At 65.4% G+C, this 16,152-nt stretch carries 17 protein-coding genes and 1 pseudogene; 10 read left to right on the forward strand and 8 right to left on the reverse strand.

All coding sequences use genetic code 11. From position 1 onward, the window contains the following. The first annotated feature begins 29 nt into the window (after window positions 1-29). Window positions 30-1,253, forward strand: a complete 1,224-nt coding sequence (locus ABZW16_RS04510) for an aminotransferase class III-fold pyridoxal phosphate-dependent enzyme (RefSeq protein WP_354952126.1) — start codon at window positions 30-32, stop codon at window positions 1,251-1,253. 11 nt (window positions 1,254-1,264) lie between these two features. Here ABZW16_RS04510 and ABZW16_RS04515 read toward each other — a convergent pair whose 3' ends face one another. After that, window positions 1,265-3,448 carry an acyltransferase family protein gene (locus tag ABZW16_RS04515; protein ID WP_354952127.1) on the reverse strand — a complete coding sequence of 728 codons (2,184 nt, stop codon included), beginning with the start codon at window positions 3,446-3,448 and terminating at the stop codon, window positions 1,265-1,267. A gap of 161 nt (window positions 3,449-3,609) precedes the next feature. On the opposite strand from ABZW16_RS04515, the pseudogene ABZW16_RS04520 reads away from it, so the two are divergent. The 3 genes and pseudogenes from ABZW16_RS04520 to ABZW16_RS04530 form a co-directional block, all read left to right on the forward strand. Next, window positions 3,610-3,818 (forward strand): annotated as a pseudogene (locus ABZW16_RS04520) (alpha/beta hydrolase); the annotation flags it as partial. Between the two features lie 90 nt (window positions 3,819-3,908). Next, complete coding sequence (locus tag ABZW16_RS04525; RefSeq protein ID WP_354952129.1) at window positions 3,909-4,889, forward strand: DUF5996 family protein; 981 nt, start codon at window positions 3,909-3,911, stop codon at window positions 4,887-4,889. Beyond that, window positions 4,886-5,356: a VOC family protein gene (locus tag ABZW16_RS04530; protein ID WP_354952131.1), complete on the forward strand. Its 471-nt coding sequence runs from the start codon at window positions 4,886-4,888 to the stop codon at window positions 5,354-5,356. The genes ABZW16_RS04525 and ABZW16_RS04530 overlap by 4 nt, the downstream gene beginning before the upstream one ends. A gap of 380 nt (window positions 5,357-5,736) precedes the next feature. On the opposite strand, the gene ABZW16_RS04535 is transcribed toward ABZW16_RS04530, so the two are convergent. After that, on the reverse strand, window positions 5,737-6,570 hold the full coding sequence (locus ABZW16_RS04535) for a MerR family transcriptional regulator (RefSeq protein WP_354952133.1): 834 nt from the start codon (window positions 6,568-6,570) through the stop codon (window positions 5,737-5,739). A 55-nt stretch (window positions 6,571-6,625) separates the two neighbouring features. Here ABZW16_RS04535 and ABZW16_RS04540 point away from each other — a divergent pair, with 55 nt between their 5' ends. Further along, on the forward strand, window positions 6,626-7,918 hold the full coding sequence (locus ABZW16_RS04540; protein ID WP_354952135.1) for an amidohydrolase family protein: 1,293 nt from the start codon (window positions 6,626-6,628) through the stop codon (window positions 7,916-7,918). 254 nt (window positions 7,919-8,172) lie between these two features. On the opposite strand, the gene ABZW16_RS04545 is transcribed toward ABZW16_RS04540, so the two are convergent. Then, window positions 8,173-8,880, reverse strand: a complete 708-nt coding sequence (locus ABZW16_RS04545) for a 2'-5' RNA ligase family protein (RefSeq protein WP_354952137.1) — start codon at window positions 8,878-8,880, stop codon at window positions 8,173-8,175. An 828-nt stretch (window positions 8,881-9,708) separates the two neighbouring features. Here ABZW16_RS04545 and ABZW16_RS04550 point away from each other — a divergent pair. Together ABZW16_RS04550 and ABZW16_RS04555 are read left to right on the forward strand one after the other, a co-directional pair. Continuing rightward, window positions 9,709-10,755 (forward strand): M4 family metallopeptidase, encoded by a 1,047-nt coding sequence (locus ABZW16_RS04550; protein ID WP_354952139.1) that lies wholly within the window; start codon window positions 9,709-9,711, stop codon window positions 10,753-10,755. 25 nt (window positions 10,756-10,780) lie between these two features. Then, window positions 10,781-11,098 (forward strand): protealysin inhibitor emfourin, encoded by a 318-nt coding sequence (locus ABZW16_RS04555; protein WP_354952141.1) that lies wholly within the window; start codon window positions 10,781-10,783, stop codon window positions 11,096-11,098. A 157-nt stretch (window positions 11,099-11,255) separates the two neighbouring features. Here ABZW16_RS04555 and ABZW16_RS04560 read toward each other — a convergent pair whose 3' ends face one another. Together ABZW16_RS04560 and ABZW16_RS04565 are read right to left on the reverse strand one after the other, a co-directional pair. Beyond that, window positions 11,256-11,867: a malonic semialdehyde reductase gene (locus ABZW16_RS04560; protein WP_354952143.1), complete on the reverse strand. Its 612-nt coding sequence runs from the start codon at window positions 11,865-11,867 to the stop codon at window positions 11,256-11,258. Window positions 11,868-11,903: 36 nt separating this feature from the next. Then, window positions 11,904-12,323, reverse strand: a complete 420-nt coding sequence (locus tag ABZW16_RS04565) for a nuclear transport factor 2 family protein (RefSeq protein WP_354952145.1) — start codon at window positions 12,321-12,323, stop codon at window positions 11,904-11,906. Between the two features lie 151 nt (window positions 12,324-12,474). Here ABZW16_RS04565 and ABZW16_RS04570 point away from each other — a divergent pair, with 151 nt between their 5' ends. Together ABZW16_RS04570 and ABZW16_RS04575 are read left to right on the forward strand one after the other, a co-directional pair. After that, window positions 12,475-13,257, forward strand: a complete 783-nt coding sequence (locus ABZW16_RS04570) for an SDR family NAD(P)-dependent oxidoreductase (RefSeq protein ID WP_354952147.1) — start codon at window positions 12,475-12,477, stop codon at window positions 13,255-13,257. 12 nt (window positions 13,258-13,269) lie between these two features. After that, window positions 13,270-13,791, forward strand: a complete 522-nt coding sequence (locus ABZW16_RS04575; protein WP_354952149.1) for a biotin/lipoyl-containing protein — start codon at window positions 13,270-13,272, stop codon at window positions 13,789-13,791. 9 nt (window positions 13,792-13,800) lie between these two features. On the opposite strand, the gene ABZW16_RS04580 is transcribed toward ABZW16_RS04575, so the two are convergent. Together ABZW16_RS04580 and ABZW16_RS04585 are read right to left on the reverse strand one after the other, a co-directional pair. Continuing rightward, on the reverse strand, window positions 13,801-14,190 hold the full coding sequence (locus tag ABZW16_RS04580) for a lipocalin-like domain-containing protein (protein WP_354952151.1): 390 nt from the start codon (window positions 14,188-14,190) through the stop codon (window positions 13,801-13,803). A gap of 29 nt (window positions 14,191-14,219) precedes the next feature. After that, window positions 14,220-14,714, reverse strand: a complete 495-nt coding sequence (locus ABZW16_RS04585) for a luciferase family protein (protein ID WP_354952153.1) — start codon at window positions 14,712-14,714, stop codon at window positions 14,220-14,222. Between the two features lie 113 nt (window positions 14,715-14,827). Here ABZW16_RS04585 and ABZW16_RS04590 point away from each other — a divergent pair, with 113 nt between their 5' ends. Next, window positions 14,828-15,226, forward strand: coding sequence for a helix-turn-helix domain-containing protein (locus ABZW16_RS04590; RefSeq protein ID WP_354952155.1), 399 nt, complete (start codon window positions 14,828-14,830; stop codon window positions 15,224-15,226). A gap of 157 nt (window positions 15,227-15,383) precedes the next feature. On the opposite strand, the gene ABZW16_RS04595 is transcribed toward ABZW16_RS04590, so the two are convergent. Beyond that, complete coding sequence (locus tag ABZW16_RS04595) at window positions 15,384-16,151, reverse strand: alpha/beta fold hydrolase (RefSeq protein WP_354952157.1); 768 nt, start codon at window positions 16,149-16,151, stop codon at window positions 15,384-15,386. Window position 16,152 lies beyond the last annotated feature (1 nt).

Genomic DNA, 16,152 nt, shown 5'->3' on the forward strand with positions numbered 1-16,152 from the left:
ATGTGGTCGTCGAGGTAGAGGTGGTTGATATGGGTGCGCTATGGCACGGGTTCGCCGATATGGGCGCCGTCGAACGCGACGGTGCGTTCGTCGTCGCGCGCGGTGCGGGTGCCTACGTCTACGACCAGGCGGGTACCAGGTATCTGGACGCGACGGCCGGGCTGTGGTTCACCAATGTCGGGCACGGACGCACGGAGATCGCCGACGCGGTCGCCGAGCAACTGCGCACGGTCGCGCACTACTCGAACTTCGGTGATATCACCGAACCCGCCACCCAGGAATTGGCGGAGAAGCTGGCGAGCATCGCGCCGGTGCCCGGCAGCAAGATCTTCTTCACCTCCGGTGGTTCGGATTCGGTGGACACCGCCGCGAAACTCGCCCGCCGCTACTGGCACGAGCTCGGTCGCCCGGATAAGACGATTGTGGTCGGACGTCAGCGCGCCTATCACGGAATGCACGTCGCGGGAACGGCTTTGGCGGGTATCCCGGTCAACCGGGAGGGTTATGGCGAGTTGATGCCCGATGCCCGCACCGTCGCATGGGACGATGCGAAGGCGCTGCTCGCGCTCATCGAGGAGATCGGCGCAGAGCGTATCGCCGCCTTCTTCTGCGAACCCATTATCGGCGCGGGTGGGGTGTATCTGCCGCCGGAGGGCTACCTCGCCGAGGTCCGCCGCATCTGCCGCGACCACGACATCCTCTTCGTGATCGACGAGGTCGTCACCGGCTTCGGCCGCATCGGCGGATCCTGGTTCGCTGCATCCCGTTTCGATCTCGAACCCGACCTGATGACCACCGCAAAGGGCCTCACCTCCGGCTATGTCCCGATGGGCGCGGTCTTCATCGCCCCCCATATCGCCGCTCCCTTCTTCACCGGCGGCGTCTGGTGGCGGCACGGCTACACCTACGGCGGCCACGCCGGAGCCGCCGCCGCGGCCCTGGCCAATCTGGCCATCGTCGAACGCGAGGGGCTGCTGGACGAGGCGAAGCGCCTGGAATCCACCCTGCACGAAAAGCTCGCCCCGCTCGCGGATCACCCGCGCGTCGCCGAGGTACGCAGCGGTCTCGGCGCGGTCGCCGCGATCCAGCTCGCCGATCCCTCCGAGGGGCTGCCGCTGGTGAAAACCCTCCGGGAACACGGCATCTCGGGACGTGCGGCCGGCCAGGGCGCCATGCAGATCTCGCCGTCGTTCGTGATGACCGACGACCAGGTCGACGAACTCGTCGAGGGATTCACCCGCGCTCTGGGCTAGTTGGCTGGGGTTCAGCTGCGGGCGAGGGCGCGGTCGGCCAGCGCGGCAGCGATCGGCGCGAGCGACTTGGCGTAGGCGACCGTCAGGTGATTGTCGTCCCGGTAGATCAGGTTGTTGCGGGTGATGAGCGGGCAGCGGTCCGTGGTGCAGAACAACGCGGTGAGGTCGGCGTACTGCCCGTCGCCCGCCGTCGTCGCGGCCCGTTCGGCTGCGATGCCCGCGTCGTTCACGGCGACCGGCCGTGGCGGGGAGCAGGCCAGCGCGTCGTCCAGATGGTCGGACAGGCAGGTCGGCACGGTGGTGTGCGGATCCGGAATCGGCCCGAGGACAAGGACATTCGCGCCGGTCGCGCGCAGCTGTGTGGTCAGGCCGGACAGGCTATCGATCCAGGCTTGGTCGTAGGTGGTGAATCCGAAGTCGCCGCCGTATCGCCGGGACATGCTCAGCACGATCAGCCGCGGATGCTCGGCCTGCAGCCGGGCCATGATCTGGTGGCGCCACTGCACACATTCGGTGTATTCCCGGCCCAGGTAGGGGCTGGTGATGGGCAGTTCCATCAGCGGGCAGGTGACCTTGCTCATCGTCTCCAGGCGCCAATGCCGCTGCTCGGCGATCTGCTCGAACGCCGGGCTCCACATCGCGGCGTGCGAATCGCCCACCAGTGCCACCGTGCTCGCCGATCCGAGATCGCCCGAAGCGCACTCGGGCTGTCCGACATCGAGCCAGGAACGCACGCAACCATTTCCGAACACCGCCGCCTTGTCGGCAGCGGCGTCGGCGAGCGCCGGAGAGAGATTCGACGGAATCGAATGCGATTCGGCCGATGCCGCAACGGCGGCCTGCACCTGCGCGGTCAGCTGTTGAACCGCCGCGTCCTGCGGATCGACGGCTTCCGACGGCGGCACGCCCGGCGCCGCCACAGTAAGGGCCTCGGCCGCCGCGCCCCGGCCCACCGGGACGGGCGCGAGCGCGAGCAGCGCCACCCCAACGATGACGGCGACCGCGGTGACGACACCGCCGCCCGCGAGGCTGAGCGTGGCCGAATGCCGCAGCGGCGCGGCAAAACGGGCGGGATCCTCGACGAACCATAGCGTGAGCATGGCGAGGCCACCGGCCGTGACGACCGCGCCCACCGAGCCGACCACATCGAGTGGGTGACCGACCAGCCGTGGCGCGAGCAGCAGCACCGGCCAGTGCCAGAGATACCAGGAGTACGAAAGACGACCGAGCGCCCGCAGCGGAGCCACCGACAGCGCGCGACCGACTCCGAGCCGGGGTGCGGCACAGCCCACAGCGACGATCAGCGCGGCGCCCAGCACGGGCAGCAGCGCCGCGGTACCGGGATATGGTGTCCGCCCGTCCAAGTGGGTGCAACTCAGGACGATCAATGCCAGCCCCAGCCACCCGGCGACGGTGGCCAGCGGTGCCGGAAATCGGCGCCATACGGGGACCGAGAGCGCCACGATGCCGCCGAGAGCCAGCTCCCACCCCCGCGCGGGCAGCGCGAAGAACGCCCACGATGGCAGCGTGCCGGTCCAGGCCAGCGAAACCGCGAACGACACCGCGGCAACTACCGTGAGGACAAGCAGATACGGAACCGGCGAGGCGTGCGCCCCTGGCCTGCGGCGGCGCTGCACGAACCAGGCGATGCCGATGATCAGCGCAGGCCACAACAAATAGAACTGCTCCTCCACCCCGAGCGACCAGTAGTGCTGAAACGGCGAAGGCGGCGTATCTGCGGCGAGATAGTCGGTGCCGTGCAGGGCAAGCCGATAATTTCCCGCGTACAACGCACTGGCAATCCCGTCGCCGAGCACCTCGCGGACCTGCAACGGAGGCAACAGCATCGCCGCAGCGACCGCAGTCGCCACCAACACGATGCCCGCGGCAGGCAGCAGCCTGCGCGCCCGAGCGCCATAGAACCGCGCAAGCCCGATCGTGCCGGTAACCGCCACCTCACGCCACAACATCCCGGTGATAAGAAACCCAGAGATGACAAAGAAAACGTCGACACCGACAAACCCACCACTGACATCAGGCGCACCCGCATGAAATACGACGACGGCCAGCACCGCGACCGCACGCAGCCCCTCGACGTCAGCACGAAATTCCGCCCGCGCAGGCCGCCCGTCGTATGTCCGGTCGTTCGAGTCGGCCTGCCGAACTATCAATTCGCTGGAGGCAGTCCCTGTCATGGGACGCATTCTTACCAACTATTTTCGGCTATTGTCGCAACGACATTCGATATTTGTCGACAGCCTGTGCTGACTCCGCGTGAAATCTGAAAACCGACCCACTGGTCGGTATACCTTTTTCATATGCCACGATCACCACCATTGACGGCACAGGGATCTTCTACACTGAAGACCTGAAGATGATCACCGCGCTGGTGCTGGTGATGCACAGCGAGGACGATCGGATCGTTCCTTATAAGGCCTCCGGCCGTTGTCCACGCAGCTTCTCGAGAACGGCGCGCTGAAGACCTATAAGGGCTTCCCGCGCGGCATGCCAACCACCCGGGCGGCGATCGTCAACGCGGACCTGCTCGCCTTCCTGAATGCCTGACACCGGGCCGACGCCCGCGGCGCCACGGCATGGCAGCAGAATCCGCGCCGCGACCGGCAGCGAAACCGACGGACGGACCAAGGAAGTCTGATGGCCGAGACCGCTCGCACAGAGATCGCGTTGTCGCAACGCTGGCCCCGGCTGCGGGTCGAGGACTGGACCGCTACCCGCGATACGGTGCACATGTGGACCCAGATCATCGGCAAGATTCGACTCACTCATGCGCCGTTGATCAACCACTGGTGGCAGGTCACCCTCTACGTCAGCCCGCGGGGGTTGACCACCTCCGCGATGCCCTACGAGGCCGGTGTGTTCGACATCGAGTTCGACTTCACCGAACATCGGTTGCACATAAGAACCAGTAATGGCCACGCCCGGCAGATCGCGCTCGAACCCAAGCCGGTTGCCGATTTCTATGCCGAAACGATGGGTGCGCTCGACGAGCTCGGCGTTGCGGTACAAATTCAGGCGAAGCCCAACGAGGTCGATCCCGCGATCCCGTTCGCCGATGACTATGAGCATGCTTCCTATGATCGCGACGCCGTGCATCTGTTCTGGCGTCAACTCATCGCGGCCCATCGAGTAATGAGCGAGTTTCGCTCATATTTCATCGGAAAGGTGAGCCCGGTGCACTTCTTCTGGGGCGCCATGGATCTGGCCTGCACCAGGTTCTCCGGCCGCACCGCGCCGAAGCATCCGGGCGGCGCACCCAACTGCGGTAATTGGGTGATGGTGGAGGGCTACTCCCACGAGTTGAGCAGCTGCGGCTTCTGGCCGGGTGGCGGCGAAGAAGGTGCCTTCTACGCCTACGCCTATCCCGAACCCGACGGCTTCGCCGACTATCCGGTCGGTCCTCGGCACGCCTTCTACAGCGCCGAATATCGCCAGTTTCTGCTGCCCTACGAGGCGGTACGCACCGCAGCAGATCCAGAAGGAAGCCTGCTGGAATTCCTGCAGACCACCTATCGAGCGGCCGCCGAACGCGGCAAGTGGGACCGAGCAGCACTCGAATGCGATCCGCACCGGTGGGACCAGAAGGACAGAACACTGAATGAACGGAGGGAACCGTGACCAATCGGAACGACCTGCCTGCTCCCGAACAGGGATTGCTCCTGACGCATTTCCTGACCGTGCGCGACGTGGCTCGGTCTCGAGATTTCTACGCCGAAATTTTCGGCGGCCAGGTCGTGCTGGAGGAGAACCCGGCCATCGTCAAGGTCGCCAACAGCTGGATCATCATGAACCCGGGCGGCGGCCCGACCCCGGATAAGCCCGAGACCATTCTGACTGCCTATGAACCCGGTGATCCGGTCTCGTCATTCTTGAATGTGCGGGTCGCCGACATCGCCGCGTTCTACTCCGACGCCAAATCCAAAGGGGCACAATTCCTCACCGAACCACTCGACCGCAAAGCCGAGATCCGATGCTATCTCCGCGACCCGGATGGCTACCTCATCGAGATCGGCCAGGCCACCGGCATGCTCCACGGCGAATACACCGACCGGCAATCGGGGAGCGCTGAAAAGGGAGAAAGTTAGCGGCTCCGTCATTTTGATCTCCCCGAGACGGTAGGCGACGTGCACGCCGCCAAGTGTCGACCGACGCAAACTGACCGCCGCAGCCAAACGTCATTCAGCCGCAACGTCCGAGGACTACACGGGCACCCTGCGCGAATGGTCTTCATCAGCGCGGCATTTCGCTGCGCTGGAGAATCGCTGAATGGCGGGCGAGATGACCGCGCGATCGTTTCGGTGAGTTGTTGTTCGGCCGAACAGCGATGGTGCATTCTGGTCGGTGGTCGATACACGCCCGCAGCCGATTCTCACGCCACAGGATGCATCTGAACCCCTGGCAGGTTTACTTTGGCGCGTACACGGCATGCATTACAGATCTGGCCTGCGGAAACATGCTGCCGCTGTCAACGTCCGTAGTCGGCTGCACGGATGTCCGAACTCCTGTGCACTGATGTCGGCCGACCGTCCGGAGGCTGGTGCAGTCGCAGTCGATGCCGCGCGTAGGCGGGGATGGCGGCGGCCAGCCAGGCGGATAGGTCTGGGTCCACCTGCTCGGCGATCCGCCGCTGCTGGGGGTCGGTCAGATACATCCGTCCCAGGGCCGCATACGCCTCGGGTGTGGGCTGCCAGTACCTGCGGACGGACTCGTAATGCTCGGCGACTTCGTCCAGTGCGGCAGGCTCCTCCGGTGTGATCCCGTTCCGCATGACCTTGGCCAGCCGCCGGAACAGGGCGGTCCCGTGGGCTGCGGCGTGCTCGTAGTCTGCGGTGGTGCGGCCGTCCTGGGCCGTGTCTGCGGCATCGAAGGCGCCCAGGCTGGCTTGCCCGAAGGACTTCCCCAGGGTGTCCCGCATAGTGGCTCGGCCCTCGCGCAGACCAGCGAAAAATCGCTGCGGATCCTGGATCCGGGCCGCGTCCAGATCGCTGATGGTCTCCTTGACGGTGGTGATGATCCGGTCGAGGCGGCGGCGTTCGTCTTCCAAGTGGGCCAGGTGTCCGCGCAGCGCGGCGGCCTCGTCGGCCTGTTCGCGCAGGATCTTTCCGATCTGTTCCAGTCCGAGCCCAAGGCGGCGCAGCACCAGGATGCGCTGCAACCGCAGCAGTTCCGCCCTGCCGTACCAGCGGTACCCGTTGGTGGTGACCGTGCTGGGGGCGAGCAAGCCGATCGCGTCGTAGTGGCGCAGCATCCGAGCGGACACGCCGGAGGCCTTCGCGACCTGGCTGATGGAAAACCGCACGCAACCACCCTATCGGCTTGACCTTCACACGATGTCAACTTTTACTGTGGCCGCTATGACAACCACAATCACCGGGGTCCGCGTCTTCGACGGCCAACGCCTGACCGAGCACACCGCCGTGCGCATTGCGGGCGGCCTGATCGAGGCGGTTGGCGGCCTCGAGCTACTGCGGGCCGGTGACCAACATCTGGAGGGGCATGGCGGCACCCTGTTGCCCGGGCTGATCGACGCGCACATCCACCTGCTGCCCGGCGCGCCTCGCCAGGCCCTGTCCTTCGGGGTCACCACGGTGCTGGACATGTTCAGCAAACCCGACAGCGTGCGCCGGGCCGTGGCCCAGGGCGCCGGGCCGGACGCTGCCGAGGTGCGCTCTTCCAGCATTGGTGCGACCGCGCCAGGTGGGCATCCCACCATGATGTATGCGCCCTTCCCGTACGTGACTGGACCGCGGGATGCGGAGGCGTTCGTGGCAGACCGCCTCGCCGAGGGGGCCCATCACCTGAAAGTCCTCTACGACGACGGCGCGGGCGGCGGTCCAATGCCTATGCCATCGCTGGACATCCCAACCGTGGCCGCGCTCGTCGACGCCGCGCACCGAGCCGCTCTCATCGTGGTGGCACATGTGACCACCGCCCGGGCGGCCGTCGACCTGCTGCCCACCGGCGTGGATGTCCTGGCCCACGTACCCTTCGACCGACTTACCGACGCCCACGTCGGGGCCATCTCGGACGCGGGTGTCGCGGTCATAGCCACGCTGGCGGTGGCCGACGGGTTTCCCGGTGACGGCGAGGGGATGCCGCTGCTGGCCGAGCCCGAGTTGGTCCGGCGGCTGGGGCCGGCCTGGTCCGGAGTCATCCAGCGGCAGGCACAGCGGTGGCTCCCGCCGCAGCTGCCGGATTTCGCCGCGCCAGCCGACAACGTCGGCCTGCTGCACGACGCCGGGGTACCAGTGCTGGCTGGCACAGACGCCCCCAACCCGGGCACGGTGCACGGGGCCGGTGTGCATCGTGAACTTCAGCGACTGGTTGCTGCCGGCCTGGCACCCGACCAGGCCCTGGCGGCCGCGACGGCGCGCACCGCCGACGTGTTCGGCCTTGCCGACCGGGGCCGCATCCGCCCCGGACTACGTGCGGACCTGGTCTTGGTCGACGGGCGACCGGACCGGCGCATCACCGACACTCACCGCGTGGCGGCCGTATGGAAACACGGCGTCCGCGCGGATCTGGACACCTACATCGGGTCGGCCGACGAGGACGCGGGGTTGGCCGCTCTGCGCGCGCAGACCGACAAGGTCATCGCTGCGGTCCAGGACAGACTTCCGCAAATCATTCCTGGAGCTCGATCATGAGTTCTGACATGCCGATTGCCATCCACCGCGAGCGCGACGGGGAGATCTTGGGCTACACGATATCGGGTGCCGTACATCCTGGCGCACACTGATCGATGGGCTCTACCTCGTGGCTCGTCGGACCAGTTCGACCAGGGCGCGCACGAACTCGGCGAAGTGATCGGGGCGATACCGACCGCAACGTCCATGGACTACATGGGAACCCTGCGCGAATGGTCTTCCTCGGCGCGGCATTTCGCCGCGCCGGAGGATCGCTAAATGGCGAGCGAGATGACTGCGTGATCGCGCCAGACATACTGTTTGCCATCGCGTCGCAGTTCGACGAGGTGCACGTTATCGACTCGAACCGGCACAGGTGCGAGATCCCGCAACTGTCGGACTGAATCGACCAGGCTGTTCGCCATTTGCTGCTTGTTGATGTAGGCGATCCCGAGATGTGGTCGGAATTCTGACGTTTCAGCGAGTTGCATGTTCGGCCGAGCAGCGACGGTGCATTCCCTGAGCAACCGGTGAAGGTCGAGCAACGGATCCCAAGGCGTAACAGAAAACCTTATCGCACTGCGAGATCCAGAGAGGGGACCGATGCTCAGATCGAATGACTTGACCCCGGCCAGACGACGACGGGCGAGATCGATCAACCGTGTGAGCGTGCAGTCGGAAACCTGATCGGTGTCGCCGATGCTAAGTACAGTGAGGTGCAGGCCGTCGAGGGATACGTGGTCGAGGCCGTCGGCCCCGAGCCGGCGCTGGCACTCCGAGGCGAGTTCGGCCAGCACGGGATTGCTGAACGTCAGATACCAGTAGTACACCGACCGGCTGGGCGCCCACTCTTTCAACGTCCAGTGGTCATGGAGTGCGGTCAGTCCGCGGAAAGCCGACCAATCGTTGCTTCGGATGATGCTCGGCTCGGATGTCGACGTCGGACCCAACAGCGGGAATGGGCGTTTCGAACTGGCGGTCATGAGCCGGTGACTCCCCCCGTCAGCTGTCGCGATCTTCCGATCGCGAGTGTACGGCCCGCGGTCGAGGCTGTGGCCACGATGAAATACCTGGATAGCAGTCCTGGCTGCCTCAGCGTGCGACAATTCGGCGTTGCAGCTACACCGTGGTAACCACCTCGTCTTAGGTCCGGCGGGGGAACCCGGCGTTGTCCCTGATCGACGCGGTTGTCACTGCGGCGCGGTGGGCCAACTTCGGTCAGGTCCACGGTTCGCGCATCGGACCCTGATGCGCCGCAGCTGATTCCGTGGCTGCTCGACGGTGCCACCGACACCGAGGTCGCCACCAGGTCCCCACCCCCCTGCCCGAGCCTGCCCGGCGGGCCTACCAGGACATCTGGCGGCCCAGTTCGACCGCTGGGGTGATCGAGACGCCACGCCCCGCCCACCGCGTCGTCGACCCGCTGCGGATCCGCGCTCACCAGGTCAACGGCTTGCAGCATGCGCCCCGAAGATTGGGCACTACCTGTCCCGGAGGGTCGCCCCGACAGGAAATAAAGAGTAGTCGCATACCCGTGTCCACGGCTATGCGCCGTCCGAGAATGAATGCGCAGGTAGATGCTGGTCTGGGGGTAAGGCGCAAGTCACTCATCTGTTCCGCTCAACCGCTGCGGCAAGAGACAGCAAATCGTTAGCACCACAAGTGTTTTCGACGGCTACAAACGCCCGGATAACGTCGAGCGGTCAAAACGTTCCTCGCAAACCTCGACTCCGCGCGAGCCATTGCCGCGCCCCAACCGGCCGCCCGCATCCAGATTCAGCCGCCGCACAGCATCCGAAACGGAGCAGAAAATGCGATACCCAAGAGCGTGCATACTCCCACCCGACCTACTGCAGTCGGTCGCCCGTGAACTCCCGCCGGAACAGCGAGCAGCACTGCTCGCAACCATGGATCTCGACAACAGCATCCGAATGCTGCGCGCCGAGGCCGCCGGACGACAGGGACCACAACCACAACAGGCCGTCGGCGCGGTATCCAACGGTGTACCGCAGCGCTCGATCTTCGACCAGCAGCATTCCACAGCAACGGTGCCGGGCACGCTGGCTCGAGCCGAAGGCCAGCCGCCGGTTGCCGACCCGTCGATCAATGCCGCCTATGACAATTTCGGCGCCACGTATGACTTCTACTGGAACGTTTTCCAACGCGACTCCATCGACGATCAGGGCATGCCGATCGCCGCGATGGTCCATTTCGGCACCAAATACGACAACGCGTTCTGGGACGGCCAGGGACATATGTTCTTCGGTGACGGAAGCGGCCCGCTGTTCACCGACACCACCCGCAGCCTCGACGTGATCGCACACGAGTTGACCCACGGGGTCACCCAGTTCGAGGCGAATCTCACCTATTCCAACCAGTCCGGCGCACTCAACGAATCCATATCCGACGTGTTCGGATCGCTGGTGAAGCAGTACCACCTGAGCCAGACCGCCGATCAAGCCGACTGGTTGATCGGTGCGGATATCGTGGGACCGCTGTTGTCACCTGCACTGCGATCGCTGAAGGCCCCCGGCACCGCCAACACCCACGACAACCAACCCGCCGATATGTCCAAATATGTGCAGACCACCAGGGACAACGGTGGCGTCCACATCAACTCCGGCATCCCGAACCACGCCTTCTATGTACTCGCCACCACGTTGGGCGGAGAAGCGTGGAAGACGCCGGGAACAGTTTGGTACGACGCGCTCATCGACCCGGGGCTCAAACCCAACGCCACCTTCAGCAACTTCGCCGCATTGACCCTGAAACAGGCCCGCTACCGTTTCGGAAGGGCCAGTAACGAAGCGCGTGCGGTGCAATCCGCATGGGATGCCGTGAAGGTTCCGTTGCGCTGAACCGGCCGCGAATACCATCGTGTCCATGGCCACACCGAATGTGCATCTCGAATTCCGGCGAAGCGGCGGCCTCGCCGGAATAGAGATGACAACCTCGCTCGACGCGCGCGACCTGCCCGCCGAGCAGGCTCCGGTCATCACCGATCTGCTCAACGACACACCGCTCGAGCAGGACACGCCAACGCGCGGTCCGGCGATGCCGGATCAGTTCGACTACGAACTCACCGTCACCGATGGCCAGCGGACCAGCACCTATCACTGGACCGACACGCAGATCCCCGATGCAGCACAACCGCTGATCGCCGAACTCGCCGAACGATCCCAACCGGATCCGACCGCCTGAAACAGGTTCCCGACAACCAGCGGGTGGACACCGTAGTCGCCCCGATGGCTGCGGTTGAATCGCTGGTAGAAAGCGATCTTCCGCAACGGCTACCGGTCATCGCCGACGAGTGGCGAATGCGATGCGATCCCATTCGTGCCACCCGTCGGCATGGCAGTTATGCCGTGGTGACGACCTCGTCGTAGCTCAGGCGGGGAGAGCGGGGGAACCAGGCGTCCACGCCGGGGATGCCGATATTGACCACGACCAGGGAGTTATGGGTGCCGTCGGGGAAGAATTCCTGGTCCAGGGCGGCGGCGTCGAAACCGTTCATCGGGCCCGCGGCCAGGCCCGCGGCCCGGATGCCGAGGATGAAATAGCCGATCTGGATCAGGGCGTTGAAGCGGGCCGATTCGGCGCGGTAGCCGGGCTCGGCGAAGTAGTCCTTCGCCTCGGGGGCGTGTGGGAAGACCTTTGGCAGGTTTTCGTGGAAGTTCAAGTCGGCGGCCAGGATTGCGGTGAGGGATGCGGCGGCGGTCTTCGGCCGATTGCCCTCGATCATGTGAGTAACCAAGCGGGCCCGCGCCTCGGGGCTGCGGACCAGAACGATGCGCAGCGGCTGCTGATTCATCGATGTCGGGCCGTATTTGACCAGTTCGTAGATATCGCGGATCTGGTCGTCGGTGACCGGTGCGTCGGTGAAGGTATTCGCGGTGCGTGCCTCCCGGAACAACAGGTCCTGGGCTTCGGCGGCAAGGGTGAGCAGGGTCTGTGGCTGCACGGTGTTCACGTGGTTCTCCTCGAAAAGTAGTCGGGGACAGCGGATTCAGTCGTGGGCGACGCGCCGGGACAGGGTCAGCAGATTGCCGTCGACGCGAACGAGCACGTCGTGCACGACACAGCTCGGCGCGATTTCGGGCTTGCTGTTCGGCCGGATCTTGACCACCAGGCAGTAGGCGGTGGAGACAATGGTTCCGTCGTCCTGTGGCTGCAGGTTGATCATGTTGAACCAGTGCCTGCGCTGCATCGGGTCTGCCTCGAAACGCTGGTGGAATTCGACCAGGTCCGAGATGATGCCCGCCCTGGTCCGAGCCGGTGGCCGACCGGGCGTGTGCTCGAATTCCGCATTCTCGGTGAAGGTTTCGGCATAGCCGGGGATATCGCGGTTGTCCAGTCGCTGCATCTGATCGGCATAGAACTGCTGGACCTCGGCGTACAACTCGGTGCGGCTGGCGACGGCGGTCATGGTGGCTCCTTGGTTGCGGCGGGGCGCGGCTGCACGCAACGGTCGCCGATGCCGCTAGAGGCTGGCTCGAGCCGCGCGCGGGTTGACCCGGGCTATAGGTCCGGCGACGAGTCTGGAGGTCGAACAGCCCGGAAAGACCGATGGAGGAGTCATGGCGGAAAGCAAGCGCGTCGCGCTGGTCACCGGAGCGACCAGCGGTATGGGTCTGGAGATCACCAAAAGCCTTGCGGCCCAGGGCATCGCGGTGTTCATCTGCGCTCGCGATCAGCAAAAGGTGACCGATACGGTCAAAAGCCTGCAGGATGACGGCCACGAGGTCGACGGCACGGTCTGCGATGTGGTCGATGCCGCCCAGATCCGCGAATACGTCGACGCGGGGGTGCGGCGGTACGGCCCGATCGACATCCTGATCAACAATGCGGGCCGCAGCGGCGGCGGCGTCACCGCGCAGGTCACCGACGAGCTGTGGTTCGACGTGATCAATACCAACCTCAACAGCGTCTTCTTGATGACCAGGACGGTGCTGACCGCGGGCGGCATGCTCGAGCGCGGCAGCGGCCGCATCGTGAACATCGCCTCCACCGGCGGCAAACAGGGCGTCGTGCACGGGGCGCCGTATTCGGCCTCCAAACACGGCGTTGTCGGGTTCACCAAGGCGCTCGGACTGGAACTGGCCAAGACCGGGATCACGGTCAACGCGGTATGCCCGGGTTTCGTGGAAACGCCGATGGCCGAACGGGTTCGGGAGGTTTACTCCGGTCTGTGGGGTGTCGACACCGATGAGGTGCACGCCAGGGTGAGCGCACGGGTCCCGATCGGGCGCTACGTGCAGCCGTTCGAGGTGGCGGCAATGGTCGACTACCTGATCGGCCCCGGCGCGGGCGCGGTCACCGCACAGGCGCTGAATGTCTGTGGCGGACTCGGCAATTACTGAGAGGTAGGGACAATGACCGCAGTTGAAGACAGCACCGCAGTTGCAGAGAACACAGCCACCGGCCACGACGAGTATCTGCGCATCCTCGATGCCATCCAGACCGGCGCGCTGCATTTGCTCGCGGGTTTCCCGCATCAGCCGAGCGCGTTGCGAGTCCAGGTGGGGGAGGTGACGATCGAGGCCGAATGGCAGGTCTCGCCCGCGCCGGTCATCGCTGCCCCGGTGGCCGCCGGAACGGTCGATGTGGCGGGGGGAGCGGTCGAAACCTCTGCCGTGCAAGATAGTCCGGCTGTCGAGGCGGTCTTCCGCGCACCGAGTGTCGGGGTGTTCTATCGCAGCCAGGAACCCGGCGCGGAGCCCTTCGTCGAGGTGGGCGATCGGGTCACGGCCGGACAGCAGATCGGCATCGTGGAGGCGATGAAGTTGATGATTCCGGTGACCGCACAGGCCAGCGGCGTGATCACCGAAATACTCAAGGAAAACAACGAATCGGTCCAATTCGATGAGCCCTTATTCTCGTATTCTCCGGAATGACACGGGATTTCAGGACGGTGGGCAGGTGCGGCGCCAGGTCAGTACCCGGCGCTGCACCCGCCCGCCGACCTGCGCGGCCCCGATCAGCGTCAGGATGTCGCCGTGCAGCGACATCTGGCGCACCTGTTCGGTATCGGCCCAGGCCGGATTGGAGCACACGGTGATCGCGTGCACCATTTCCGTGCCGCGGCGGCGCCAAGAGCCCGCATAGCCCATGAACGGCGGTGTGCCCGTTGCTCCGTCGGTGCGCATCATGCTCACCGACATATAGCCGTGCGCGCCGTAGATCAGCAGGCCGCGCGGTGCATCTCCCAATGGCCCGGTGCTGGTCGCATCGTGTTCGTCGATATCGAAGTAGGACATCAGTTCCCAGGTTCCGATGAGATCGGTGGCGTTCATATCGCCCACGATGGCGGCCGCCGCTCTAATCACGCTGTAGCCGACCCGCGCGCGAACCGGTGGCTGATCCGCACCAGCCGCCAGGCGACCTCGAGTTCGTCGAGATCCCTTGGCCCGTAGACCATTACCAATGTCTGCGGCAGGAAACGCTGACGTGCCATCGGATGCAGCTCCGCCCAGCCCTGCGCGATCGCCTCGGCCGCGATATCTTTCGGCAGGCATATGTGCAGGCTGCCGTCGCCGTGTCCGTGCAAATGCGCGAATTCGGTGCCTACCAGATACGCCTCGCCGGGCCCCTTGGCTATGGTCGGCCGCAGATGCAGCGCACGGGTGTCGGGCAGCGATACGCCGCTGCGACCGAGCAGTACTCCGTTCAGCGTGGTCATTCGCGACCACAGCGTCTCCTGCAGCTCCGGTGGCGCCAGCTGACTGAGCTGCTGATGCGGATTGTGTGCCCGGGTGCTCGGGCGTTCGCCGTTGCGGGGCGGCAGGTCGATGCGCCCGTCCACGGAAATCGTCGTCATGACTGTGCTCCCTTCGGTTTTCGCTTGCGGTGGTGCTCGCGCGCGACCCCTGGTTCACAGTACTTTCCAAAGTATAGTAGTTACCAAGAGGAAAGTGACCCCCGGGAGAAAATATGCGTAGCGATCCGATGACGGGCGGTGGCCGGGCGACGGGTGCGCCTGCGAGCGTCGATCCCTGCCCGATCACCCCGGTGATCGACCTCGTCTTCGGCCGCTGGTCCACCCAGGTGCTCTGGGTGCTCACGCACGACGGCCGCCTGCGCTTCACCGAACTCCAGCAGCGCATTCCGGGCCTCACCCCCAAGGTGCTGACTCAGCGTTTGCGTCAGCTGGAACGCGATGGCTTGGTGGCCCGCACCTACCATGCGGAGGTGCCGCCGCGTGTCGAGTACGAGGCGACCCCGCTCGCGGTGACACTGCGGCCGGTCTTCGCGAGCATCGTGGACTGGTCGGCCGAACATCTCAGCGAGGTGCTGGCGGCTCGGGCCGCCTACGACACTGTCGAAGGCTGAGCCGATCCGAAGTCCCGATTCGACTGGGCAGCACACGAATTCGTCATCGATAAGGTGACCCTGGGTGGCATCACCTGCGGCATCGCTACCAGGGCACCGTGACCTGCGAGACCGGACCGCACGGGGTCACCATCGCCGCGACCTACGACGTCTTGCACTAGGCCGGAGCGGTCGGCGCCGGGCGCGGTGCCAAAGCCAACAGATGTCCGGCCAATTCCTGCGGCATGGTGATCATGCAGTCGTGTCCGGTCGGCAGCACATGCAGCCGCTCCGGTGGCAGGTCGGCGGGCGGCAGGGTGCGCGGCATGGCGGCGCGCATGGCCTTGAAATCCGCGCCGCCCTCGCTGCAGTGCACATGGGTGACCGGAATCGCCTTCAGCGCTTCGGGATTCGTCAGCAGCATGCGCTGCTGAAAGGTCGCCAGCGATTGTGCCGTCTGCATCGAGGCCACCCAGCTGAGATCCGGCTCCTCGGTGACGCCGTAGAGTCCGCCGTCGCCCATCGGCTCGGTCTGCGGTGGTACCCGCCAGCCGTCGCCGTGCGCGTCGGCCGCGGCGGTGAAGGCATCGACCATACCGGGCATGATGTCGGCGACCGCCTCACCGTTGCGTGGGACGAAGGTGTCGATGTAGACGAGTTCGGCAATGCGGTCGGGTACGGCGTCGGCGACGGCGGTCACCACGATGCCCGCATAGCTGTGGCCGACCAGGATGACATCGGTGCGGTCCTCGAAGGTGAGCAGGTCGACCAGATCCTCGACGTGGGTGTCGAGGCCGACCTCGGGAGTCAGCTGGTCGGCGCGGTCGCCGAGGCCGACCAGGGACGGCGCGAATACGCGGTGTCCGGCGTCCTCGAGCAGCGGTGTCACCCGCTGCCAGACCCAGCCACCGTGGAATGCCCCGTGGACGAGCAGATATGTCGACACG

It is taken from the genome of Nocardia sp. NPDC004604, assembly GCF_040609795.1.
In the GTDB taxonomy this organism is placed as follows: Bacteria; Actinomycetota; Actinomycetes; order Mycobacteriales; family Mycobacteriaceae; genus Nocardia.